General features: G+C 38.3%; 28 protein-coding genes. 2 read left to right on the forward strand and 26 right to left on the reverse strand.

Going from position 1 to position 24,902, the window contains the following annotated elements:
- Nucleotides 1-4 precede the first annotated feature (4 nt).
- A complete protein-coding gene (locus AC0VXY_RS14180; protein ID WP_475525595.1) occupies nucleotides 5-703 on the reverse strand; it encodes a hypothetical protein in 699 nt (232 codons plus the stop codon).
- 423 nt (nucleotides 704-1,126) lie between these two features.
- Between AC0VXY_RS14180 and AC0VXY_RS14185 the strand changes: the two genes are divergently transcribed.
- Nucleotides 1,127-1,345 carry a hypothetical protein gene (locus AC0VXY_RS14185; RefSeq protein WP_475525596.1) on the forward strand — a complete coding sequence of 73 codons (219 nt, stop codon included), beginning with the start codon at nucleotides 1,127-1,129 and terminating at the stop codon, nucleotides 1,343-1,345.
- Between the two features lie 96 nt (nucleotides 1,346-1,441).
- Here AC0VXY_RS14185 and AC0VXY_RS14190 read toward each other — a convergent pair whose 3' ends face one another.
- The 25 genes from AC0VXY_RS14190 to AC0VXY_RS14310 form a co-directional block, all read right to left on the reverse strand.
- A complete protein-coding gene (locus AC0VXY_RS14190) occupies nucleotides 1,442-2,320 on the reverse strand; it encodes an N-acetylmuramoyl-L-alanine amidase family protein (RefSeq protein WP_475525597.1) in 879 nt (292 codons plus the stop codon).
- Between the two features lie 47 nt (nucleotides 2,321-2,367).
- Nucleotides 2,368-2,604 (reverse strand): PTS mannose transporter subunit IID, encoded by a 237-nt coding sequence (locus AC0VXY_RS14195; RefSeq protein WP_475525598.1) that lies wholly within the window; start codon nucleotides 2,602-2,604, stop codon nucleotides 2,368-2,370.
- A 14-nt stretch (nucleotides 2,605-2,618) separates the two neighbouring features.
- Nucleotides 2,619-2,900 carry a hemolysin XhlA family protein gene (locus AC0VXY_RS14200; RefSeq protein ID WP_475525599.1) on the reverse strand — a complete coding sequence of 94 codons (282 nt, stop codon included), beginning with the start codon at nucleotides 2,898-2,900 and terminating at the stop codon, nucleotides 2,619-2,621.
- Nucleotides 2,901-3,236: 336 nt separating this feature from the next.
- Nucleotides 3,237-3,434, reverse strand: a complete 198-nt coding sequence (locus AC0VXY_RS14205; RefSeq protein ID WP_475525600.1) for a hypothetical protein — start codon at nucleotides 3,432-3,434, stop codon at nucleotides 3,237-3,239.
- A gap of 15 nt (nucleotides 3,435-3,449) precedes the next feature.
- Entirely contained in the window at nucleotides 3,450-7,556 is a 4,107-nt protein-coding gene (locus AC0VXY_RS14210) for a phage tail spike protein (RefSeq protein ID WP_475525601.1), read from the reverse strand.
- Nucleotides 7,553-9,049 carry a distal tail protein Dit gene (locus AC0VXY_RS14215; protein WP_475525602.1) on the reverse strand — a complete coding sequence of 499 codons (1,497 nt, stop codon included), beginning with the start codon at nucleotides 9,047-9,049 and terminating at the stop codon, nucleotides 7,553-7,555. The genes AC0VXY_RS14210 and AC0VXY_RS14215 overlap by 4 nt, the downstream gene beginning before the upstream one ends.
- Nucleotides 9,050-9,061: 12 nt before the next feature.
- The gene (locus AC0VXY_RS14220) at nucleotides 9,062-11,374 is read right to left on the reverse strand and encodes a phage tail protein (RefSeq protein ID WP_475525603.1); all 2,313 of its coding nucleotides are present in this window, start codon (nucleotides 11,372-11,374) and stop codon (nucleotides 9,062-9,064) included.
- 4 nt (nucleotides 11,375-11,378) lie between these two features.
- The gene (locus tag AC0VXY_RS14225) at nucleotides 11,379-11,696 is read right to left on the reverse strand and encodes a hypothetical protein (protein WP_475525604.1); all 318 of its coding nucleotides are present in this window, start codon (nucleotides 11,694-11,696) and stop codon (nucleotides 11,379-11,381) included.
- Between the two features lie 50 nt (nucleotides 11,697-11,746).
- On the reverse strand, nucleotides 11,747-12,136 hold the full coding sequence (locus tag AC0VXY_RS14230) for a tail assembly chaperone (RefSeq protein WP_475525605.1): 390 nt from the start codon (nucleotides 12,134-12,136) through the stop codon (nucleotides 11,747-11,749).
- 59 nt (nucleotides 12,137-12,195) lie between these two features.
- Entirely contained in the window at nucleotides 12,196-12,738 is a 543-nt protein-coding gene (locus AC0VXY_RS14235) for a phage major tail protein, TP901-1 family (RefSeq protein ID WP_475525606.1), read from the reverse strand.
- A 15-nt stretch (nucleotides 12,739-12,753) separates the two neighbouring features.
- On the reverse strand, nucleotides 12,754-13,143 hold the full coding sequence (locus AC0VXY_RS14240; RefSeq protein WP_475525607.1) for a hypothetical protein: 390 nt from the start codon (nucleotides 13,141-13,143) through the stop codon (nucleotides 12,754-12,756).
- Between the two features lie 8 nt (nucleotides 13,144-13,151).
- On the reverse strand, nucleotides 13,152-13,493 hold the full coding sequence (locus tag AC0VXY_RS14245; RefSeq protein WP_475525608.1) for an HK97-gp10 family putative phage morphogenesis protein: 342 nt from the start codon (nucleotides 13,491-13,493) through the stop codon (nucleotides 13,152-13,154).
- 301 nt (nucleotides 13,494-13,794) lie between these two features.
- Nucleotides 13,795-14,127, reverse strand: coding sequence for a phage head-tail connector protein (locus AC0VXY_RS14250; RefSeq protein WP_475525609.1), 333 nt, complete (start codon nucleotides 14,125-14,127; stop codon nucleotides 13,795-13,797).
- 4 nt (nucleotides 14,128-14,131) lie between these two features.
- Nucleotides 14,132-14,458, reverse strand: coding sequence for a hypothetical protein (locus AC0VXY_RS14255; RefSeq protein WP_475525610.1), 327 nt, complete (start codon nucleotides 14,456-14,458; stop codon nucleotides 14,132-14,134).
- Nucleotides 14,459-14,489: 31 nt separating this feature from the next.
- A complete protein-coding gene (locus tag AC0VXY_RS14260; protein ID WP_475525611.1) occupies nucleotides 14,490-15,428 on the reverse strand; it encodes a phage major capsid protein in 939 nt (312 codons plus the stop codon).
- A gap of 15 nt (nucleotides 15,429-15,443) precedes the next feature.
- The gene (locus AC0VXY_RS14265; protein ID WP_475525612.1) at nucleotides 15,444-16,091 is read right to left on the reverse strand and encodes a DUF4355 domain-containing protein; all 648 of its coding nucleotides are present in this window, start codon (nucleotides 16,089-16,091) and stop codon (nucleotides 15,444-15,446) included.
- A gap of 133 nt (nucleotides 16,092-16,224) precedes the next feature.
- Nucleotides 16,225-17,175 carry a minor capsid protein gene (locus AC0VXY_RS14270; protein WP_475525613.1) on the reverse strand — a complete coding sequence of 317 codons (951 nt, stop codon included), beginning with the start codon at nucleotides 17,173-17,175 and terminating at the stop codon, nucleotides 16,225-16,227.
- 9 nt (nucleotides 17,176-17,184) lie between these two features.
- Nucleotides 17,185-18,630 carry a phage portal protein gene (locus tag AC0VXY_RS14275; protein ID WP_475525614.1) on the reverse strand — a complete coding sequence of 482 codons (1,446 nt, stop codon included), beginning with the start codon at nucleotides 18,628-18,630 and terminating at the stop codon, nucleotides 17,185-17,187.
- Nucleotides 18,631-18,640: 10 nt separating this feature from the next.
- Nucleotides 18,641-19,927, reverse strand: coding sequence for a PBSX family phage terminase large subunit (locus tag AC0VXY_RS14280; protein WP_475525615.1), 1,287 nt, complete (start codon nucleotides 19,925-19,927; stop codon nucleotides 18,641-18,643).
- Entirely contained in the window at nucleotides 19,917-20,360 is a 444-nt protein-coding gene (locus tag AC0VXY_RS14285) for a terminase small subunit (RefSeq protein WP_475525616.1), read from the reverse strand. Before AC0VXY_RS14285 ends, AC0VXY_RS14280 begins: the two co-directional genes overlap by 11 nt.
- Nucleotides 20,361-20,422: 62 nt before the next feature.
- Nucleotides 20,423-20,914: a hypothetical protein gene (locus AC0VXY_RS14290; RefSeq protein WP_475525617.1), complete on the reverse strand. Its 492-nt coding sequence runs from the start codon at nucleotides 20,912-20,914 to the stop codon at nucleotides 20,423-20,425.
- A 78-nt stretch (nucleotides 20,915-20,992) separates the two neighbouring features.
- Nucleotides 20,993-21,682 carry a DNA-methyltransferase gene (locus AC0VXY_RS14295; protein WP_475525618.1) on the reverse strand — a complete coding sequence of 230 codons (690 nt, stop codon included), beginning with the start codon at nucleotides 21,680-21,682 and terminating at the stop codon, nucleotides 20,993-20,995.
- Between the two features lie 127 nt (nucleotides 21,683-21,809).
- Nucleotides 21,810-22,310, reverse strand: a complete 501-nt coding sequence (locus AC0VXY_RS14300; RefSeq protein WP_475525619.1) for a sigma factor-like helix-turn-helix DNA-binding protein — start codon at nucleotides 22,308-22,310, stop codon at nucleotides 21,810-21,812.
- Nucleotides 22,311-22,409: 99 nt separating this feature from the next.
- Nucleotides 22,410-23,612 (reverse strand): RES domain-containing protein, encoded by a 1,203-nt coding sequence (locus AC0VXY_RS14305; RefSeq protein WP_475525620.1) that lies wholly within the window; start codon nucleotides 23,610-23,612, stop codon nucleotides 22,410-22,412.
- Nucleotides 23,613-23,643: 31 nt separating this feature from the next.
- Nucleotides 23,644-23,844, reverse strand: coding sequence for an XtrA/YqaO family protein (locus tag AC0VXY_RS14310; RefSeq protein ID WP_475525621.1), 201 nt, complete (start codon nucleotides 23,842-23,844; stop codon nucleotides 23,644-23,646).
- Nucleotides 23,845-23,981: 137 nt separating this feature from the next.
- Between AC0VXY_RS14310 and AC0VXY_RS14315 the strand changes: the two genes are divergently transcribed.
- On the forward strand, nucleotides 23,982-24,800 hold the full coding sequence (locus AC0VXY_RS14315) for a hypothetical protein (RefSeq protein ID WP_475525622.1): 819 nt from the start codon (nucleotides 23,982-23,984) through the stop codon (nucleotides 24,798-24,800).
- Nucleotides 24,801-24,902 lie beyond the last annotated feature (102 nt).

Genomic DNA, 24,902 nt, shown 5'->3' on the forward strand with positions numbered 1-24,902 from the left:
CTCCTTAATTTTTCTCTAATTTTTTAACTTCTTGTTCGATTTTTTTACCAAATGTATCCTCTTTAAAATGTTGTTTAGCTGCCCCAGAATTACTATGGAGTTCATTAGCATTAGTTTTAGCTTCTTTATCATTAACTACATTTGTTTCAATGTTTTCTAACGTTTTATCTTTAAACCCCTGTTTTATAACTTCTTTATTCTTAACTAAATAAGCTGTACCATATGACCCTATACTCCAATATGTATTCTCAAACTCTTCACCAACAGCTTGCTTTAAGAATAGAATTAACTCCTCTCCATCTTTATAGAGTTCTTGTTTATTAAAGACAACGTCTTTGGTACCTTCTTGAAGAATTTTAATATTATCTTTAGCCTTATTATCAGATTTATATGTTTTTAAAATTTCTGAATTGAAAATGGTTTTTGGCACTCCTCCTTCAGGATGAGATTCTCCTACTACATCTTTAATCTTAAGTTTAACTATTAAATCTGCCTCTTTAACTGACTCCTCAAAATTATACGATAATAGTTGTGCCTGAATTTCATCATGTTGAATTATTTCCAAATCAGTTTCGTTAGCATTTTTTTTAGATACAACTTCATCTGATGATGAAAATGCCATTCCTGAAAAGCCAATTGTAGCAGCGACCCCAAGTATACCAATTCCAGTTAAATATTTTTTTCTCAAATTCTTTTCCCCCATTTCATAAGAATAGTTAAAAAGTATCATAAAATTTCCAAAAGAAAAAATTTACATTTTTAGAAAAACCATTAATTAAGAGACTTATATGTTAATAAACTATAAAATCCTTTCAAATTGACCATAATATATTCTTTTAGTTATATTTGTCGATAATTGTTAGTAATTGAAATTTAGGGATAAAGCAAAAGGCAAAAACACCAAAATACTAAGTGATAATATTCATATATTAATTGAAACTTAGATAATGTTGTTGAAAATAAAAAGTGCCCTCCTCAATTGAGAAGGGCTTTTCTTATGAGCCATTGTAATTCATGTTGATTATCATTATTCTCCAGTCTGCACTTTTTATTCATATTAAACCTACCAGAAAAAAGGGAAATTTCCCCTTATATAGAAATAGTACATTAGAGGTGGTGAAATAAAATGAAGCACGTTGCAGAAATAAGATTGGTGATTGACGAGAAACAAGTTCATAAAAGGAAGGAGTTTCACACCCGGGCCATAAATCACATTCCTTATTGGATTGATAAATGGATCAAAGAGATTAAAAATGAGAGGGGATTACCTGAAGTTGAAATTATTAGTGTAACGATAGATAACAAAAAAGACATTACTGAAAAGGTATTGAGCCTTAGAAAATAAAAGGCCCTCTCCAGCAAGAAGAGGGCTACAAAAAAGCTATGAAGGTTTGTACAGGCGCTCTTTCATATTTTCACCAATGATAAAGTAACATAATCATTATTTTCCTAAATAAGAGATAACTTTCTTACGGGTATCCCATCGATTGACACCAGAAAGATCAATGACACGATTTGTCTTTTTCTCCAATCCTTCAGTAGGTCCACCGACTACCATGAGTTCATTGATCTTCAGTTTTTCATTCGCAAGAGACTTTCGGTTATAAAGACCACATTTCTTCTCATTCGCTAAATCGTACCCCACGCTTAAGTCTGCATCCGAATAGACTACTACTGCCATTTTAATCATTTCTTCTTCCTCCTTTTGCTGTGGCTTTGCAACCACTTCTACGTATTTCCTTTTGAAAAATCTGCATAAGGCTCTTGCTTGTGCTTCAGCGCATCGCTCGGCGTAACCTGGATCTAAGAATATCTTTTTAAAGTCATCCGGGTTGGTCATAAAGCCATTTTCAATTAAACATGCTGTCATCTTGGTTTCTCTGACAATGTGTAAGTCCGTCCAGCTACCGAGTTCACTTTCGTGATCTCCGTTTCCATGAGTTTCGAATCCCATCTTTTCGTATTCTTCAATTAAAAGCTTTTGGAGTCGCTGAGATTCAGGATGATTATGCCAAGCAAAGACGCATATTCCCTTTATCGATTTATTTCTATTTGCGTTTGCGTGGTTTGATATAACTGCATCCACATTTTCCGCATTGTAAAAGTCAGTACGCCTGGTTAGTGATACTTCTGGTTTATTTGGCTGTTGGATTCTCTTTTCTCCAATACCACACCTCTTTAAATGAGCTGCTAATGCTACAGTTACCCTTGAATTAAACGAGTGCTCTTCATAGACCTTTCCGTTCACAATGACACCTTTTCCGCCAGTTCTATCAAACGTATCGCTTCCATGCCCCGTGTCGTTACCTATTGTTGACATTTACATTCTCTCCTTTCAAATTAAAAGAGCCACCTGAAAGGCAGCTCTCATTTCTTAATCAAATTTTGTTTCTTAAGTGCGTTCTCTTTTAATCGATCGCGCACATGAGTGTTCTTCCATACGGCATAAACGTTCAAAACAAGTGAAGCTGCCGCCGCTGCCATGAATACAAAAGCATCAATACTTGTCTGGTTGAACCAGTCCAAACTAACCCCTATTGTTCCAAGAAATAAAAACACGGAAGTTAAGAACCCTCCGAGCAATGTGAAAATATCCTTTTTCATTTCCTTTTCCTCCTCTATTTCTGAATGAGTCCATAAAAAATAGCAATTGCTCCTCCAATAACCCCAGAGCTAATTGCCGTTATGATCGCGCCAGTTATTTTCCTTTTAATCCAGGTCGTGTTTTCATCAATTTTGTTAAGTGTTTTATTGAGTGTGGTGATCTGCTCCTCATGCCGGGTAGTCGTGCTTTTCAGATCACTAACTTCTTTTTCAAGGATTTTAATGTCACTCTTCATTTCCACTATATCCTTCTCGTAATGATTCATTTCATGATGTACCTCCACCGTATTTGACATGGACATTGCCCCCTTCTCTATTTATCATGAGTGGGGTCACCTCCTTTCATCTTTCGAATATTTTCAGGGTTATCGGGAAAAATAACAAAAACATTTATCAAAGGAGAGATAACAATGAAAAAAACCATACCTTCCTTAATTTTAATGATGTTCTGCTCAATAGTTCATTATTACTTCACACATCTTGGTCAAGAAATAAACAGAAAACGATTCATAATTAGTGGGATAATATTGACTTTACTAGGATTGATTTATTCCACTTTACAAACCACCATCATTATTAAATCTGTGAATTCTTCTAAAAGCAGTCAGTAAAATAAATAAACCTTCTTAGACTTAATCTTGTTCTGTAGGTTCTTCTGAATTGGATGTTCTCCCTTGATACTTAGCAACCTCATGGGATAAGGCTTGGTTCTTTTGTTGAAACTCTTGCAGCTCGGCTCTTACAAAGGCTAAGTTTCCTTCAAGTTGGCCAACCTTTGCTTGCAGCTGAAGAATCACTTTTTCCTCTAAACTTAATGGTTTTTGTTCCATCAGTTCACTCCTTCTCTAATTCATGTGACTGTGCCAGCCTTGTTTCAACATATGGATTTCTCTGACAGCTTCCTGCAAGACTTTCCACAGGTACGTGTTCATGGCATATAAGTCGATGCCTAATTCATCTCCAAAATCACTTCTTAGCTCTTCTGGAGCTTCCTGTGCAGACAGTCCTATTCTCATGGTGTGAGTATCGTCTGAGATAAGGCTGTATTGCTTCGGAGCGATGTTTAAAAATTCTTGAAGGATCTCATTTTTTTCGAACTCAATCATGTTCTCTTTTAGTCGCTCATCTGAAACCGTCCTAAAATCAGAAGCATCGATTCGTGCATAAGACGTATTATATTCATTCCTGATTTGAAGAGCCGGGGTGCTTCCGTTCAATCCTTGGATGGTTGTTTTCCCCATCCTTATGGCAGCATGACCGTAATCATCCCACTTTGAATAGAATTCAAAAGGTATGGTGTCATCCATATAGAAATCAATTAATCCTCTTCTGTTACCTGATGCATCCCCATTCTGATAAATATAGTTTCCATTCCCAGATTTCCATCTTCCATGCCCACTAGATGGATCAATTTGCACTCCACCATAGAAATTAAGCGCACCAGAAGTAGAGAATTCGAAGTTTCTACTCCCTACTGAAATATCAAAGTTTTGATTACTGTAAATACTGTCATATGTGAATGAAGTGTTCCTAGATCCAAACTGTAAAAAATATCCTTGGCTGTGTATTTGTGATTTTTTAGTCGCTGAATCATAGGATGTACCATCACCATAGAATAACGCCTGACCAGAAGCTATCTCAACAGCTTCCCTAGATAAAATGGACTTTATCTTAGATCCCGTAATTATTACGTCTCCAGAAGAATCGCTTGTTGTTAAGGTTCCGCTAAATGTACCGGTAACACCTTGTAATTTCCCCTTTAATGTTACATTGCCCGAGCCATCAACTACAAACTGATTATTTATATTTAAACCATACAGCGACTTTATCATGTTTGCCTCTAACCAATCTACTCCAAAAGTCGTATGGTTATCGACTACATTAGGACCTCTCCCCCCCGATGGAGCAAAATAAATATCGTAAAGTTGATAAGAAGAATTGTTTCCAGAACCTGATAACATGGCACTAAACTTTCTGCCTGGTATCGTGCTGACTGTTCTAAGTAATGTTCCATTCTTGTAATACTTAACGGAGTCACCATCATAAACAAGCACAAATGAATCTCCAGGAGAAAATGCTCCATGATTAATTTCATTTGTCCCTGAATATCTAGACCTTGCCGTACCGTCAGATGCTAAATAAAACATAAAATAACCAGACGTATAATAATAATAGTTTGCATTTGGGGCATCGTCATGGATACCAAACATAAGAGATTGTGTAGTATACCTCGGTTTGAAACTTAAAAACACACCATCTGTGTACGTTTCTTTTGTATAAGCTCCTTCATACCAAGAAGATCCGCCATTTTTATAAATCCTGCCTTGATCATCAACTTTGCCATAAGCTGAAGTTACCCAATCCAATTTAAACCCTGGCTCCCCTTGAGATCCCCCAGGTCCTGTTGGACCAGTAGGGCCACGATCGCCAGTATCCCCTTTTTCACCTTTTAGAAGAGCCCAGGTATATTTGGAAGGGTCTGATGAATCAGCAGAAGTGAAATCCGTATAGGTACCTATATATGTTCTTCCAGAAGCACTTGTGGTAGAAAAACCACTTGTTCCAGTAGAATTGTTTGACCAAGCTGTATGGAAGTATGGGGTCTTTCCATTAGATCCAGGTGGTCCTTGAATTCCCTGGTTCCCGTCTGCCCCTTTAATTAAAGTCCATTTGTATCGGCTTGGTGTGGTAGAATCTGCTTCCGTGAAGTCTGTATACATACCGATATAAGTTTTCCCATTTGAATCACCTACAGAAAATCCGCTTGATCCAGTAGAATTATTCGCATAGGCGATGTGAGTGTAAGACGTTCTCCCATCAGCTCCGGTAGCCCCTTTTATTCCCTGCTCTCCTTTAGGTCCTTGAATACCTTGGAGGCCTGTCGGCCCCTGGGGTCCCGTATCTCCTTTATCCCCTTTTTCGCCTTTAATCAGCGTCCATTTGTAGTCGGCAGGGCTGGTGGAATCATTTTGTTCATAATCCGTGTAGGTGCCGATATAGGTTTTTCCTGTTGATTCACTCACCGAAAACCCACTTGTTCCAATACTATTAGTTGCATAGGCGATATGAAGGTAAGGCGTTAAGCCATCCTCACCGGTTGGGCCAGGCGTTCCTTGGTCTCCTTTTTCTCCTTTGATGAGCGTCCATCTGTACTTAGAGGGGTCACCTGAATCGGTGGCTATCTGATCCACATAGATACCAATATACGTTTTGTTGACAGGGTCGCTTAAAGAGAAACCACTTGTTCCTGTACTGTTGGTAGCATAAGCAACGTGAGTGTAAGAGGACTTCCCCGTGTCTCCCTTTACTCCAGGGATTCCCTGGTCTCCTTGAGGACCTTGTAAACCTTGGAGTCCACGTTCCCCTGGATCTCCTTTGTCCCCTTTATCCCCTTTAAACAGAACCCACTTATAATCAGTGGGAACATTACTCTCCACGTCAGTTGATTGATTAGGAGACAAGCCAACATACTTTTTACCCGATGGATTGTCACTCATGCCAGTACCATTTGGATCATCCGCATACTTTATCCATGTATACGTTGGATTACCGTCTTCTCCAGGAGGCCCCGGTACCCCTTGTTCACCCTTCAGCAACATCCATTCGTAAACAGTTGGATCCATAGAAGGTAATTCTACTGTTTTATTGTAGGCAAAACCAACATAGGATTTTCCCATTGGAGAAGAGGATACTCCTGCTCCATTTTGGTCATCTGCATACATCACCCATGTATATAAGCTCCCACCGGTCGGAACCCATTTATTGATTTCAGGATTCCAGGTGTGAGCAATCTCAACACTTCCCCCGGTTTTAATCCAGATAACATTTGTTTTGCCTTCTGGAGGTGTGTGAGACTTAATAACCTTAGTGGCGTAAAGTGCTTGAAGGTCTTTCCAGACACGAAATACATCCTCTTTTTTAAACTCAATGACCTCACCGAGCTTGTACTTCTTCTTTGACTTATTGAAGATAGAACGTTCAACAAAAACAACCCTCGAATCTAAGTACATAGGAGGATTAAATTTTTCATCTTTGATTTTGGCGGAGTCCCCTAAATGGACCACTTCATGATCGTAGCCAAAAATGTGATCCAGGGCAGCGCCTTCCGCTTCATACTCGACAGCTGCGGTGATTCTCTTCTTGAGTTCAGCTTTTCCCAATTGAGTCAGACGTTCCTCGGTCATTTCTGTGTCAGTAGATTGTGGTTCATAAACTTCTACAAGGTGTTGCCCCTGCCAATTCCAGTTTTGGAAGGCAGCTTCATCCGTTACTGTCACTTTTAATTGGCTACCGTCTTCTCTTTTAGGTCCAAGACAGATCAGGGCGGTAACAACTCGCTTAGCCAAAAGTCTACGTTTAATGCCAAGGAGGTCTTTGCCTTCCACGATTTCTTTTCCAGAGTCCTGGCCAACCTTTTTCACAAAATCGACGAATCGACCGATAACCTTGTTTCCGGATATAACGACACGAAAGCGCATCTCACAATTGAATAAAGAAGCAATCGCTTTTAAAGCTTCGTAAGCATCCAGGTCTTTCTCAATGGTCCACTTGCGAATCCCACTATATTCAGTTATTCCTAGCTCCCACCCGTTTATCCCCTGCAAGACAAATGCCGCTGCAGCTTCTACGGTTTGACCATCTCTTACCTCTGGATGAATGGTTTTTAGCTTTCGAAGATCGTAATAGGAAGCTTCTGAATATACTTCGATCTCTCCCTGTTTGGTTAAGTCATCTTTCTCGTATACTATAAATTCCCTGTAATCTCCTTCGTCAGACGGGATGAGGAGTCGCGATCGCCCTTGAATCTTATCTAGATCTTCTTCTGTCACAGGTGCGATAAATTCGTACTTCTCGTTATTATCAAGGGAATTCTGATGACTGTCGTAGGATACATTCGTAATCCAGCCTACAATTTCGCTATTTTGATGATCAAGAATGTGTATGATGCTCATCGGTACGCATCCCTCCATATTGCCTGGACTTCCGAAACTACATCCGAAGGGTTCACTACAAATACGTTATCCCCCTTCTGCAGATGGAAGAAGCGCGCTCCAAAGTCCTTCCCTGTGAATCGATCACCATTTTTATAGATTCTTGATTCCTTATGGTTAAATTCAAAGACATCCCCGGCTTCTCCGATATATGGGATTCCTTCAGTTTGAGTATTGATTTTATATACTTCAATCAAGCGAATTCTGGCTTTTGATGGTGTAGGAGAATTGCCGTGAGTCCCAATATGCATCCCTACAGCAGCCAAATCCTGTTGGAATTCGTTGTTCAAATCGTTATAACTGAACGTTTGTTTATGTCTGGTATAATTTGAACCGTCCTCTCGAAGTCCTTGCTGTGCAATCGAGAATTTAAACTCTGTTCCCTCTTTCTCAATATCCATATATCCAAAGAAATCGGAATAGGTCCAGTCCATCGAAACGATGTATTTTGAATTCGCTCCATTCCTGAGATTAATCTCTACATCTACACCTCCTGTAGATTTTCGTAAAACAACTGAAACCTTTCCCATCACTTGACTGGATGCATTTAATAAGTAAACTTCTGTACGTGCTCGCTGGGAAGGATTATTTCCAACATTAAAAAAAGCCCTGATTAAATAATCAGTAGCCGTTGTGCTCACAGAGCGTGCTTTAGTTGGTCCGTGCCAAGCGCTTCCTGAACCATAACTAGTTGCATAGTAGTCTAGCCCATCTGCTACCAATGTTCCTCCATTGGTTCCTCCATCAGGCGCGAATAAGGCATTGGCCCATCCTGTCATATTTTCACCGTTTGCCGTCATGATCTTTGTGTATTTTTGGAATGGTGTTTGGTCTACCGTGACCGGGCGACCGATTCTCATGTAGTCTTCATCACCAATGATGTCCAGGAACGTAGTTGGTTTAGAAAGAACAAATCGGAATGTAGGTGGAGTCAAGACATTCCCCCCATTATGAAGAATGATTGGAATGTCTAAATTTGTGAAGATAGGATTTTTTACTCCTCCATATTTATTGGGATCCGAACATAAGAACGTAATACTCCCTATTAAAATATTTGAATCTTCTTCTGGAACATCATTTGAAGACATAGTTGCATTAAAGCTAGCATTTTCATCTGTAAATACCAGTTCTTTTTTTGATCCTTGTAAGAAGGCATTTAAACGGTTATACCTTTGACGAAAGCCTTCATTTGTCCTGTCAGTAATTTTATATTTAACTGTGATTTCTTTTTCATTACTTGTTAGTTCGCTTGATTCCATAAGTCCGTCTCGTCCTGGTATTTCAAACGCATTGATTCGATTATTCACGTTGCTTCTTCCTGATACAGTTAACGTTGTAAAGCTTCCATAATGGTCAGACAGTGCCTCATCAATATTTGTTCCGTTAAAAATGGTTTGAATAGATAGAGAGGTACTTAAAGTACCAGGCTCCGTTAGGTCAACAAACTCATACATAAAGTACCTCCTTTAATTTCCGGAGTGTAATTCTCTTTCTTGAACTTCTGTAATATCACTTACAAAAGCTTTGAAAACTTGGCGTCCTAATTTCAGACTAATCGTAACAGGCTGCTTCGTTGTTACTTGAACTTGAGCATTAACTGCGCTGCTAACTTCAGCAGTGCTACTTCTTTTCAGACCTTTTAAACTTGATTTTACTTGTGAAGAATTTACGGATAAGTCCGGGCTAAATGCATCTCTTACACCATTAGCAAGTTTTGCAGTCGAACGAACCAGTGGTGACTTTGCTCTTTCAATCGATGTTCTTATCGGTCCTTTAAAATCCATTCGGTGAATATCACTTAATGGCCCTCGTTTAGCAGGAGAGAATGGCCAGAAGTCCCGGACGGCTCCAACTATGTTATCTACCACTCCAAGGATTTTCCCCTTCATTGCAGACAAGCCATCAATTGCACTCTGGATGATTGCTTTACCAGAATCATAGAGATTGATACTGTCAAAGAAGTCAGTAATGTTCCCCCATATATTAGACACCGTTCTAAACATATTTTGCATTTGATCTGATATCGCTTGTTTCATCGCTCGAAAATCTCCAGTAACCAGCCCCTTCAAAAAACTAAGTGTATTTTTGAAGCTGTTTACTATAAATCCCCATATATTTTGGATGATTGAAAGTGCCATCTGCATATACGACTGAATAATGTTATACAGTTCAGGGAAATTCCCCTTGATGTACCCTAGGATTTTTAGTGAAGATTTCAGAATGAAATTTGAAACCCAGGACCAAATTTTCAATGTCCACTGCTTCACTTTATCCCAGTTTGCTATCACTAATACAACCAATCCTATTACTGCTGCAGTTACCCAGCCAATTGGTCCCATGGCTATTACCCAAGATAGAGCCATCCGTGCTGCCCAGATTAATGCACGAGTGCTTAGTTTGAGTAACCAACCTATCATCTTTCCAACAAAGCCACCGAAGGCTGTTCTTAAAAGAATCACAGCTGGAACAACAGCGATAAGTACTCCAGTCAGAGAAATTGCCCAACCGATCAGTTGACCAATAAGTGGGTAAGCCTTCATCATCGCTGATGACCAACTCAAAAAGCCATTTACTAAATCAAGTATTTTAGAACCGAGTGGTGCCATTCCAATACCAAGCTGAATCAAGAAACTAATCAAATTTCCTATAAGTGCAATAACCTTTGGTCCGTTTTCTTTTACATAGTTAATAAAGTTTTGGAATCCCTTAGACTCATTTAATTTAGCCGACCAAGCCGCGAATTTTTCAGTAAGACCTACTAACCCTCCTTGCATATCTTGAGAAAGTGGAGAGAAAGCAATCATTAAATTCATAATCCCCTTCATGACATTCCCAAAGGTCTTACCAAGTGCTGTCATAGAAGGTCCTACATTATCGTTCAAGAAACCAATAAACTCCTTAAATTCCTGTGATTCCATTGAAAAACCAAGGCTTTTAGATAGAGAATTAGCTGCACTTATTGCACCATCAAATGCCGGCTTTAGATTCTTAATCAAGGTTTCCAATTGTTCTAAGCTACGGATAAAAATGTCCATCACTGGTTTCTCAAATTGCTTGGAGAACTTGCTCCAAAATTTACTGAAGGACTGGACTGCTTTTAAACCACGTTGCTGTTCTTTAGATAAACTTGCTTGAGCCTGCTCAATTTCTTTCAAAATCTCAGCACGCTTCTCTAGATCGGTTGTGTTGGCAAGTTCCTTCCGTAGATCCTTGATAGTTTTGTTAGCCTCAAAAACATCATTTAAAGCTGAAGTAGCAACTGAACCAAATAGAATAGCTCCTGTTCCCGCTGCCGCAAAAGAGGTTGTAAGTCCTCCTAACCCCCCTGCTAAACTAGCGATTACCGGGACTATTGCTGGTAGAACAGATAACAATCCTCCCTGTAGTGCATTACCAGCCACTATACCAACGGAACTCATTGTTTTGGCTATTCTATCTATCCTACTTTGAAACTTGTCTACTCTGGCTTCCACTCGAACTATTATTTTATTTCGAACCAGTGCTTTTGCTTTCGCCTGTAAATTGTTTATCTTCTTGAAGAAGCTAACTGTATCAGCATCTACTTCTTTTTCGGCTTTCTTCCTTGTAAATGACTCCATCATTTTTTTTGCTTTTTTAATGTTTCGCTTAAGTGGATTAATATCGGCCTTTAAAGTCGTGTCTTCTGCACTATCAGCCTCAATTTTAAATCGCTTAGTTATTTCCCTTGCCTTCTGAATGGCGTTCCTATATTTCGTGACATTCGCTTTCAATTCTGCCTCTACGGAATAGTTGGACAAATCCTCACCACTTTCTAGAATTTCTTAAAAGAGCGATTTGTGCAGGTGATAACTTCTTAGTTGGTTTTTCAACAGACCTTTTGATTTCGAAATCATTGTCAACGGATTTTAATACCGATTCGTAATCAAAGAAATCATCAAATTCTTTAAAGGCATACTCTTCTTTGGGCTTCCTATCAGTTCCTTTGTTTACTTTTGCTTTAGCGTTCCTTATAAGGAATGCTAATTTGTGCAACCTGTATTCCTCATCAATTTCCTTATATTCTTGTGCATAGCGCTTATAATGAAACTCAGTCAATGTCATTTCTTCTACATCAACCAATCGTTCCATTCCCAACTTTCGAAGTGAGTAGATGACAACCTCGTCGTAGGTTAATCCTCTTTCTGCATGCTCATTCTGTTCGTACCCTTCACTTCTTGAAACTCTTCTGGAACGAGCTTTCGGGTCATAGGTTGCTTTCCCAATTCAAACATAACTTGCTGAGCGAATTCCTCCAGACCCTCACTTTCAGCTATGTCGTTCAGAATTGATTCAAAATCCGAATCTGACGTTGGCTTTTTCTTATCATGGGCTGTGGCTGCCTGAATTAATTTATACAAACAAATGATATTTCCGGACTGAAGCCCTGGCACTAACATCGTTTCAAGTCCCTGGCCAAGACTCACATTTTCTACTTCCAATCCCAATGACCGATCGATTGTTGTTAAGGTGCGAAGTCCGAATGATAATTCAATGTCTCTTCCATTAAAAGTTATATGCAAAATCTATTCCTCCTCAAATGGTCAAAATAAAAAGAGGGGATTATCCCCCCTTGGTAGTTTTATGCTTCTGGTGGTGTGCCCAATCCATCATCTGCAGGATCCTCAGCAAGCACATCATGAAATACGTATCCTAAAGTTTCAATATCGCTCTCCGGAACATTGACACGCCCTTTTTGTCTTTTAAATTGAGTGACAAATGTTCCACTGACTTCCGGATCATCCTCTGCAGGATTCGTAGTTTCCCATTCAGTAATGTAACCTTGCCGATATTCTGCCCCAAAAGTAAAAGTTCCGGGATTAGTCTCATCCTCTACTTTATCCGCCAAATCTACTTCCCACATCTCCACTGGATAGTCATCAACAATGGAATCACTCAGCATTGTAAATGTAGGATCTGTTTCAGCTTGAAGTGCCGAAATACTTACTTCATCCTCAAGTGCTCCCGAGCCTGAAACACTTCCATCTTTGGTTACTGTCGACTCCCGATCCCGGGAATAAGACTTTGAATGCTCCGTTTGAAAAACAAGCTTAGCTCCTTCTGCAGCCTCACCAAGTTTTCGAAAATAGAGTACCTTGTGTACTCCTTTTGCAATGTTGCCCATGCCTCTACCTCCTTATTAGGTAATTCTGTATTCTGCCTGGATAACTCCGTGCAGCAGATTATCAGTCGTTGTATTATCGAAAATTTCATTTGAATCAAGCGAAACCAGTCTTACGTAGTAATTATCGAGTTGCGTCAACCTGCGTAAGGCCATTTCGAGATTGTAAATCATTTCGGCAAAGTTTATACGATTATTTGCCACTTCCCAAACGTGAATGGTTTGCGATAGATTACCAGTGATCACTTCTTTATTGTTGAAGACATCAGAACCTATCGAACCTGCTACATGCACAAAGGGATAAGGAACTTCCTCCTCTTTGCCTGGAAGATAATCGTATGTGCCATATCCCAGGTTAAGAGATTTGTTGAATACCGCATTGAACAGTTGAATCTTTGGTGACTTCATCTACTCACCTACCTTACAAGTCTATTTAGGTCATCAAGGTATTGTTTATTCTGATTATAGAATCCGGGGAATACGAATGGTTGTGCATCCATGAAGCGTGTTCCAAATTCGAGATAGCCGGAGTGTTCTGATTTACTAATTGTCTTTCCGACAAGATTACTTACTATCTTCGTTTCAATATTTCTCTTGGTGTAGCCTGTTTGATAACCTTGAGTAAATTCAGCATTCTTTACTACCTTCTCGGTCATTTCAATCGTATTGTTCTTCACGATTTTCCCGACATCATCTTCAATATCCCTATCCAGTCGATCAAGTTTCGCAAGCAGGGCATCCAGTCCCTCTAAGTCCACTCGCTCACCCCTTCCAAAAATAAAACGCTCTCAGACTTGTATGGAACATGTCCGAGAACGTTATATTTCTTCTCGTTTATGATGGCTTTATCGACTTCAAGCGTGTACGGTCTCTGTAGCCTAACTGTGGTGATTTGTTTATCTAATGAACCAAAAATAACTTTAACTCTTTCTAGGCTGATTGGAGACGTGTTGCAGGGTAATGTAACACCTTCATCCACTCTAACAACTGTCTTTCCGACAGAAGGATCATATGCACGGCCATTAACTTTATGAAGCGTAACCCGATCGGAGTACCGCATCAGAAAAACATGACCTTTCCTACATCCTGAGTTTTAGGTATATACGTTTCTAAGATGGCCTGATAGGGTTTAAAGTCGTCTTCCGTAAAGGAAACAGACCTTCCTTCAATCGATTCTGATTTCATCCCTTCACTTCCAACTTTGTTATACCGATTCACCACCAGCTCCTCAACAATGAACATTAACTCTTCAGGGATCGCTGTCAGACCTGCATTTTGTTTTAGCCATACCTTCAACCGGGATTCAACATTAGCGATAAGGCGATCGATTACACTATCCTGCAGGCTGTCTTGAACACCAACAACGACTTTTACGTTATCTCTGATAGACATACAATCACTTCAATTCTGCTTCTGCGGCAAGAGCTTCTTCTTTCCCCTGAATCTTTTCTCCGTTAGACAACACGTACCATGGGCCGCCTGTATGTTTGGGAAACTCACTTTCTTCAGAAGATGGTTTTGATTCTTCAGGCTCCTGGTCAGCTTCTTCAGACTCCACTCCCAATTGCTCAATCAATGGCTTCCCTACATTATTTTCTGTGCTTAATAATTCCGAGATCCGTTCCTTGCTCACTTTAGCCTTAGCAGGGAAGGTATCTCCCTTACGATAAACACGGTGATCATCTTCTTTATCTCTAAAAGCTCTGATTACTTTGTAAGACATTCCTAATCATCCTCTCTTTGATAAATGGTTATTATGCTGTTGGGGCAGGTCCCGAGACTAATTTAGCAAACGCTTCATCTTTAATGATCATTAGACCCACATCCATTGTGGCACGTAGAGCAACCATCTCTTGCTCAAATAAGTTGATAGGTGACCCGTCTGCATTGGTAATGGTCGATAGTTGAGCTTCCTCAGAAATTGCGTAATCAATGTTAAAAGGAATCCCATAACGCAATTGATCGAAATCACCTGCGTAAAGAGTACCTTTTGAAAGATTAGCAGATTTCAAATCTACTGCTGGCATCCCATCAATCGTGTTGTTTGAACGATCATACAATGATTGTAATGTTCCGTTTTCAGCTTTTTGGGCATTGCGTAAGGCAGTATGATTTTGTACTTTTGAAATCCATGCATTAGGCTCTACATCATTCTCGAAAAGCTCATCCTCTACGGCCAGGATATTATCGTAAGTGATTCCGTCATAAACGATATTTTCTGCAGTTGTTACTGATTGTTCAATCGATTGAGTGAATGGATTAGCCACATTCAGAATTCCTGCTTCATCAAACTTTTTATAGAATGCTTCTGCAATCTTTGGACGCATAATTTCAAAGAAATTCGAAACCCTGTACTGCAGATATTCACGGGAAACTGGTAGAATGACACCTAGCTTTTTGGCCGTCATCTTTACTTGCAGCAAGGTGGGTTTTGAAGTTTGAATCTTCTCAGTCTCACCTACCCAGTAAGCTCCTGGTCCCTCAGCAAAGTATTCGAATGTCTTTTCTTTATCCGTCATTTCCTCATAAACACCAAGCTGCATGATCTTGGAGTTTTCCATTACATCGTTCAAGATCATGGTGTTGTACTTATCCGGAATTGTCCCATCTTTCGCTTCGTGAACCATCACGTTATCTGGGCTAAATGTTTGTGCAAAGTACTGTAGATTAAGTTTTAATAGATTTGGTCCCATATGATTTCTCTCCTCTTATTTAATGATTCTGTTCTTCCTGGCCATTTCTGCTTTTGAAGTATTGCTTCTATTGTTTATTTTTGAACCGCCTGTTTCAGGAGGATCCTGACGAAGCTTTTCCTTCACTGCATTATTAACTGCAGCATCGAATTCCTTTTTGATACTGGTTACTGCTTCCTTAATTTTCTCGTTGTCCTCAAGCTTGATAAGAGATTCAGCAAACGCAGTCGGCAGTCCCTCATCTTTTAAATCTGTTTCAACTTCAGAACGAAGCTGCTTCGTATTTAATTCACGCTCTCGGTTATCGAGTGCCTCGAGTCGCTTTTTATAATCAGCATCTTCTTTTTCCTTCTGAGACAGCTTTGCATATTGTTCTGCATCCTTTTTTGCATCAGCAAGTTTTTGGTCAAGTTGTATTTCCCATTCTTTCTGCTTTTTATCAAGAGCCTTTGCAAGCTTACGATCTGATTCAGCCTCAATCTTCTTTTGAAGTTCCTCTGCAGAAAGCTCAATCTTTGCCGGTGGATCGTTTGGTGGATCATCTGGATTCGGCGGATCCACTGGCGGTTCATTCGGCTCGGCAAAGTACTGCAAGTTTAGTTTCAAAGGTTCAAACTGTTTCTTAAAGGCTGCTGGATTAAACACATTAATTGGTCCTGTCACTTTCATTTCCTCCTAACCCATGAACACGTAACAACACGCAGGTGCCCACCGTTAACGTCCTCACACGTTTTTAGTCAAAACAAATAAGCCTGTTTATAACGTCTGGTGCTCAAAGACGCGCTCACACAAATTCTTATAAGGTGTATTTCTCTTTCACATTTGCGAAAAACTCCTCTCTCCAGTCTCCCAAAATAAGAGCCGTTGAACTCCTGCAAAACGGATGCATGGGAGGAGCATTAAATCCTGGCTTCATTTCCTTCACCTTGAATTTTTTCTTATTCAAGAGTTTACATTTCTTTGTGGTCTTCCCATCCATTACAGCAACATATTCATATTCAGCTTCATTATCATTAGAAACTGCCTGATAGGATAGCTTTTGTGCTTCTACCTGAACCCTGGCAGTTTCAGTGATTAATAGCCTTTTAGCCTCAAATGAACTGACATCAAATCGTTCTCGAATATTTCTGATGTACCTATTTGGATGGACACCACGGACGATTGCACTGTTTATGATACTGGCCAACTCTTCTCTGAGAGCCTTCATATCTCCCCATATCCTTGAAGACCATTTAGCACCATAAAACGAAGCTCCTACAATCGATTTAAGAGTTGGTGTGGTGATCGCCATGTTGACTCCTAAGATTCCAGCTTGCCGCAGTACCTCAGATATTCCAGCCTGCTCCAAATAATCTTGAAAGGTCTTTTCCTGCTCATTCGTCATCGATACCAGGTGAGCATTTAAATACATCATGAGAAGCTCCTGCCGGTTTATCCTCATCTTTGTATTGTAGGTGTAGAGCTCCTTATTTGCCTTCGGAGAGAAGTCCTTCTCCCTCACATATCGTGCAGCCGTTCTTTCAAATGATTGAACATCAAATTCGGACACTCTCTTCTTCGCTTCAATTAATGAGATCGTATTTTTTTCTGCATATCGAGAGTAATAGGCATTGATTTCTTTTTCTACCTCGCGGAGAGCGTGATCGATGATTTCTTTTAATTTTATTGATACCTCTTCATCTTTCATTTGTTCACGCTTGATGTTTTCTCTTTCACGCTTTATCCAGTAACTTTCTTCTTCAGACATTTAACCACCTCAATTCCTCATGTACTCGGAGGACATCGATTGTCTTTGTTTTGCCCTTTCACTTGTAATTCTCTTTTCTTCCTCTTCTGGATTTTCTACAATCATAGGTATTATCTTCAGTTTCGTTTCCTGGGACAGCTCTCCTCCAAGTGCATTAAACATATCTACTGCCTCTTTAGTGCTCTTAGGAAGGTTAGGAGTGAATTTATAGGTCAACCCTTCAAATTCACCATTACCTGCTTCGCTCGCTAGGTGCATGACATTGTTTATCAACTTGTAACGACGATTAAGAGACCTTTTAAATAATCGTTCTTTATTGATTCGTATTTGCTCCAGACCGAATAACTTGTACTTCATCGCTTCACCGGTTTGTTGGCCGGCAAAGTTTTCGTCATTCAGGTCTGGCGTATTTGTGAATTTATGAATGTCCGTTTGTAGCCTGCCTTTATATGCCTCACTTCCTGATACATCATACTGTTTATAGATATAGTCAGCTTCCACTCGTCCTTCAGCCCCGTCAGCGTTTTGTGTTGGCTTAAGGAAGATGATATTTGCCTCCTTCATCTTCTTCGCTTCAGTAGGATCTAAATCTACATTCCCTAGAATTTTTAGCATGGCATCATTTAGATCGGTCATATAGTTTGCTGTATCAGATTGGGCTGCATCATATAAATCAATCAAGTCCAGGACATTCTCAAAATCCCCCTGCCGGAATCGATTGTTACTGTGCTCATTAATCGGGACTTCCGCGAACGGATGATCAACCTCAGTATCAAGCGTCAGATTATAGTCACCCATGTTCGAGGTGAAATACGTGTGGATCTTCTTGTTTGTATAGAGGATGACTTTAATTTTCCGTTGGCCACCATAACCAACAGAGAAGTACCGGACCCCAGCAATAACATTCTTCTCAATCGTTGTGTCATAGATTAAGAAGGTTTCTAACGGTGAAGACAAATATACTTTGGTTTGATCCAGATGATTCCGATGTATTAGTTCATATGCCCGACCATAGATTGATAAATCCAGAACAATATCTGCATTCAGTGCAGCATCTTCTATTGTTTCGTTGATTTCATTAATTTTTTCCTGAGTGGACTTATCCTTATGACGAACTGATACAGGAGCACCTACAAAGAAGCCCTGCATGAAGTTAGAAACATACTTCGCATAATTGTGCTTGGCCCGGTGATCGGCCTTGTCATCTTCTTTCCGACGGTTGGCTGCAGAGATCGTTGTGTTATCCCCGAGATAATAATCGTCCAAGACAGTGAGCCTTGGACGTTGGTGTTCAATATGATGTTTTAATATAGCAGACAGTTCTTTTGTGTCTTGCACCAGCTCTTCTGCAGAATCAAACGTATACTGTATGTTTGATTCTTTACTAAACCGTCTCTTCTTTCCGGCATTACCACTCGTTCCTACTCCTAGCTCAAAATCATTAACGTGATTCATGTTCAACCTCCTATAAACCTAATCCTTTTAAAGCATTATAAGTATCGTCTTTCTTTGCCACTCCTAAATGGTATTGCTCCAGGCTATAACGGAGGGCATCGATAATATGGTTATTTGCATCAACCGGAGTATTTAGCCACTTACCGTCCTTATCTTGATCAAACGTGTACGTATTGAATTCTTCAATGGTGTGTTCACATGTTGGATGAATGTACACCTTAAATCCTTGAATGAACAATATCCCCTGATTCACGCTACCTTTCCCTTTAACTGAAGCCCTCATCCTTCGAACACCTTTATTGATTAATTCCTGTATCAAACGCCTCTCAGCAGAGTCAGCTGTGATGACTGATTTAAGAAGTCCTTTACTCACGATCATCTTGTATATTTCTTCGGTTAACATCGCTTTCTCATAATGTTCATCGTAGATCCAAAGCTCTTTCTTCTTAAGATCCACAACAGAGCTCGGTAAGGATGTAGGATCATTGGTAAAACCAAAGTCCATTCCGTGAGCCGTTTCTTGAATCTCTTTGATCTTTTGTTGAATATTAAAATCAACCACATGGAAGTTATCAAATACAAGCCCTTCAGCCACTCCCCAATCGCCGTCACAGACTATTCTCGCACGTCGAGGGTTGGTTCGATAAAGATCCTCATATCTGGCACGGTCAACATCATCCAGCCATTCATTTACACGGAATGTTGTCGTAATGGCAAATGTATCTTTCTCCCGGGTCTCTTCATCAAAGAAGACTTTCTTAAGCCAGTGTCGTTCAGACCAAGGATTAAAAGTAACTGTTATCTGTTTAAAGAAGTTCGGATCATCATATTTACCACGGATTGATTCAACAACAGTACGAAATTTAGCTTCGGTTTCAATTTGATAAGCTTCCTCAAACCAGGCCCAACTCAATATCCCAACATCAACGGTAATCGATGTAATTTTCAATTCATCATCTAAACCCCTGAACAAGATTTTCTGGCCAGTGGGCATATATGTGATTTCTGGCATCGATTCATTGAACTTAAATAAATGAGCAACCCCTAATTGCGTGGCTGCCCATTTTAAATCAGTATAGGTGGATTGTTTGTTGGTATTGGAATACCGCCTGACAACTAAGAGATTCGCCCAAGAGTACTTCATGATCCGGTGGATGAAGTTTAATGCAGTATTCTTTGATTTCTTACTACCACGTGAACCTTTAACTACCCGGTAGAACTGCTTGTTATTCCAAAACCGGTTGTAACCTCCACCTATCTTCTTTTTCATAGAGATTTTATGTTGCTTAGTCTTCATCAGGTACATCCTCTACAAAAACAGGAGTAATGGTTTCGACCTGCTGCTTATCGGTCCACATGACATACCTTTTACCTAAGAGCTCTGCTGCTTTTACTCGATCTTTAAGGAAAGGATCCTTGTCTTCTAGTTGTTGAGCTCCTTCACCAATTCCTATCGGGATTTGTTCTGTATGCTCTCCCCTCATGACAGCTGTGAGAAATTGAAGGATCTCATCCTGTTCAGCAATTGATTTCTTTTTCAATTCTTCTAATCGCTCATCAATATAAAATCTCACGTTAGCCTTTGTTAGCAGCCTACTTCCTGATGCTCTTGCAGCTGAATCCTTTTTTACATTAGGGTAGGCGATTTTATAAGAAGCTGAGATATTCCCAGTTAGGACGTACTCATCTGCAAACCGTCTCTGCTTTTCGGTCATCCGTGCCATCTCCATCTCACCTACCACCTCCTACAAAAAACAAAAAGAAAAACACCCTAAAGGGTGCTTAGTATTAGTTATTTGTTGTAAACTATCTTTGCTTTTTTTCTAATAAAATCTATCACTAAAAATGATAAAGGAATAATAAATGGAAATGCCAAAGGAAAGTTTAAATAAACTTGAAATGAAAAACCTATTACCATCATCCATATTCCTATTATTAATCCATATGCCCCGTGAAATGTAAAGTTTTGCCCCTCAATAAAAGGTAAAAATTGTATCACCGCTATACAAACTCCACTTATCATAAATGCAATGCCTAAAAATAGTAAAAAGGGCAACCATTCGTTTATTGTCCTCATAATGATATCATTAAGTTCTAAAACTCGTTGTGGAATAAAGTTTACTTTCTGACCGGAGTTTGTGGCAATAATCTCTACCATATTCCATATAGAGTTAATCGATAAAAAATACAATAATATCAGCCAAGAGTACTGTGGTAATGAGTATAAATTAATTTTCTTAACTTCATTTGAGATTAAATTTCCAAGCTGGTTAGTAAAATCCATATTCTCCTCCTCTCTTTATTAATATCGGTATAGGCAGCTCTCATTTTCATTTATTATTTATATAAGTTAGTGGCTTTCCTACGACAAATTCATCGATTTTATTCTCTCAAGAGTTTCAACATACCAAAACTCATTCTTCTCAATCCCAATAAACTTCCTATCAGTATTTAAACAAGCAATAGCAGTAGTCCCACTCCCCATGCAATTATCTAAAACTACTTCACCTCTATGGGTATATGTCTTTATCAAATATTCAAACAGAGCAACCGGCTTCTGTGTTGGATGTTTGGTTTTTGAGTCTCTAGAATAATCCAGAATGCTTCTAGGATAATTCTTATGTGTCGTAACATACTCATTCTTCAATGAATCTGTATTCGCCATTATATCTGATACTCTCTTTCGTTTTTTCCTCGTTGTTTGTACTAGAGGAATTATCCCTTGAGGATTATATGTAGGTAAACGTTTGTAAAACACACAAATATTTTCATGATTCTTCATTGGCATCCTCTTAGCATTCGGAAAACCGGTAACGTGCTTTCCTTTCTTCCAGATCCATTCATATCTAAATAACTTCATGTTGCTGCTAATTAGTTTAGTCGTAAATGGTTGTGAAGCAGTTAAGACAATCGCTCCGTTATCTTTTATAACTCGTTCATATTGCTCCCAAAGTTTATCGAACGAGATAATTTCGTCCCAGGAACACCGGGTGGTTCCGTACGGTAAATCACATAAGATCATATCGATGCTCTTGTCTTCAATTAGATTCATCTGCTCTAAGCAATCTCCTAATATAATTGTATTATGTAAGTCCTTTGTCCTCATAAACTTCAACTCCATTCTCACTTCAATAAATATAAAAGAACATACGTTCGTTTAACAATGTAAAAAAATAGGCTCAACTGCTTAAGCAGAAGAGACTATCATATCTTCTTTTGGCAATTTTCTTTTCAGATCGTTCAATCATTGTTTGAACACTACTCGAGCTAATGCACAAGTAGTTAGCAATTTGACTAAATGATAAGCAGTGTCCACGAGACATCAGGTAAACTTCTTTTTCTTTTGGCGTAAGAACAGATAAAGCATCTTCTATCATTTCTTGTTCTGCAGATGAAATTACACTCTCATTTTCTCCTTCATCCCATATATAAGTCTCATCTTGGCTCCTAAAAAATCTCTGCATTAATAATGGATCAAAAGATCTTTCTCTTTGATATGCAGCCAACCTTTCCACCCCTCTTTTATTTCCTGGCTGCCGACCTGTTTCCATCCACTCAATAGCATACTGCATGTCTCTAATCATTCCATTAAGCAGTGATTTATCTCTATCAGAAGCTTCTTTAATCATCTTTTTAGCTTTTGATAAATTCTCTCTATAGCTTAAAAGAAGGTTTTCCATACAATCACCTCTTTTAAATATAAAAAGGACACCAATCAAAACACCAGTAACTTGGTGAGTGATTAGTGTCCTCCAGTTGGCTGGTAGAACATAAGTTATTTAGTCCGAAAATATTTTATAATTTACATCTGTTCCAATACTCTTCACTTCTACTATCGAAAGCTCTCTTTCGGGTACAATGTCAAAAATTGCAAAGTTGATGTAATCTTCATGTTTACTTATACTTTGATATTTAATTCCAGAATAGCCTATTTCATTGCAACAATTACTGATGAAATTTGTAAATAAATATGTCTTTTTTAATAGTTTGCTTTCATTATTCGAGGATGAAACATATGAACCAAACTCTTCTGGAAATAAATTTGTAATATCTAATAACTTTAAATCGGAGTTTATAACAAAATGACCAAAGTCTATTCTTTCATTTCTTGAAGGGAGTAACTCATAGGGTAGCCCATTATACTTATTCGAGCAATAAAATACTGATAAGCCAATTGAATTATATCTCCCATGGGAAGCATGACCTTGAGGTGGATTCCAAAGTTGTTTTTTAGTATATTTTACTTGATCAGTAAATCTTTTTCTTCCTCTATAAACAATAGAACCTTTTTCTAGAACATAATTAGGTGCAGTAAAATGTTGCAAAAGTAAATTATATATTTTTTTTCCAGTTTCATGTTTCATAGCTAACCATGGTAAATTATACAGACATTCAACAAAATCATCTAACTCTTGTTTTGAAAAATGAATATTGTATATATCTCCTAGTAAGTTTAATTCTTCAATGTCAACTCCATAAAATTCGTCTATATCCTTACTCGTATAAATTTTATCTGTAAAATCAAAATAAAATGATAAGGCATCTCTATCTGGTATTCCATACCCGCAATTACAAACTAAGTTTTTAATAACAATTTTTCGCAGTTCATCTTCAAATATATTTTTTTCAAATAGAAAATCATAAATATCTAACCCTGTTTCCTCCGCTTCTCCAAATTCTCTTTCAAATACATGTTTCCTATATTCGATTTCTGCTCCCTCACAACTAGAGCAATAATTTATTTCATCTGATAAAACCTCTCCCAGCTTTTCACCAGCTTTTTCAAATAATTCATCAAGATATTCATTGAACACATAAAAACTTTCAGGTTCAAGGTATTCTTCACATACTGAACAAATTAACTCTTCATTAAATCCAATAATAGATATAGGAGGAGTGTCTAAATCGTAAAAAGTTATATTATTTGAAGTTAATTGTTCTTCTATGTTTAAACAATTGATACAAGTTACTTTTTCGCACATATTTTATGCCTCACTTCTATTGCCTTGCTAATCAAAACTCTTCCCCCTCATCAAACTTAACCCGTTTCACCTTTCCCTGGTGGGTTACTATCTTTGTTTCCCCATGAATAGGTAAGGCAGTTAATTTCGCTTTCCCATCACACACCACCACAGCAAAACTTCCTTCTTTATCCATTATATCAATTTCTAGTTTTAAAGTACTAGGGTTAATATTCAAGTTTGAGAGTCTCACAAATTACCTCCTATATGATTTATATTTTCCACTCGAAATTAATTCTTTTTTATTTCCACAATTAATGTGACTATCACACTTTATATTGCCTTTATAATGCCGATATACAAATTACTGATTAAGATTGGGGGCTTGACATGAGTAACAGAATACTTTTATTGCTAATAAACATTTTGTCACCTTTTAAAGAATTTGAACTTAAGGCTCTTAGAAAGCCAGGAGTTGGAAACCTTTTAGTAGCTAGACTCTTCACTATGTTAGGTGTTTTGATTATTGTTTATATCTTAAGCGCTCTTTTTTATGTTTTTGGTGGAATTCTTGTGAATGGCTTCATACAACAAACCGATACTATTTATCCCTCTGGTGACTATCTTTGGGCAGTTCCTTCTTTATTTGCAATCCCATTAATTTTACGAATTTTCACCTGTTTTAACGATCGTACTTATTCATTTATTGAAAGGTGTATTGAAGTGTTAGAAACGTTGTTATACACCTTTCGATTAAGCCAAGTTCATATAGCAATTGAAATTTTCTCATTTTTAATGTTTGGTATTTTTTACTCAATCATTCTTATGTTAAGCATGTTTAATATACTAGATGTTAATGTTTTAAATTCAATATTAGAGAACAAATCTTCTGCATTGGTACTATTTACAATATCTATTACTATTTATTTAACAGTTCGAATACTCATATTAGAAGATAAAAATGATATACAAAAATTTATTAAACTTAAGCGAACTTTCTTATTATGGAGTATATCTGCACTTTTAACATTTAGCTTTGTAGTAAATGACCTATATAATATTAAACTCCAAAACTTCTTTTCAACTGATTTCCCATTTGCATGTGTGACACTTTTGCTTGCCATCGAAAAAGCAGTTGAGAGTTATACTAAATTGAGGAATCATCTGGATAAACTTATTGCAGAAGGTACAATTAAGATTCATCTCTGAAATAATCTATTCCAAACTGCCGGGAGAGATCCTAGCTTTTTTTATTTAATTCAAAATACATTTACTTCTTGTAAATAATTTACTCTTCACTCCTTTTCCAAT

The organism is Rossellomorea sp. QJM3NY_18 (assembly GCF_056173145.1).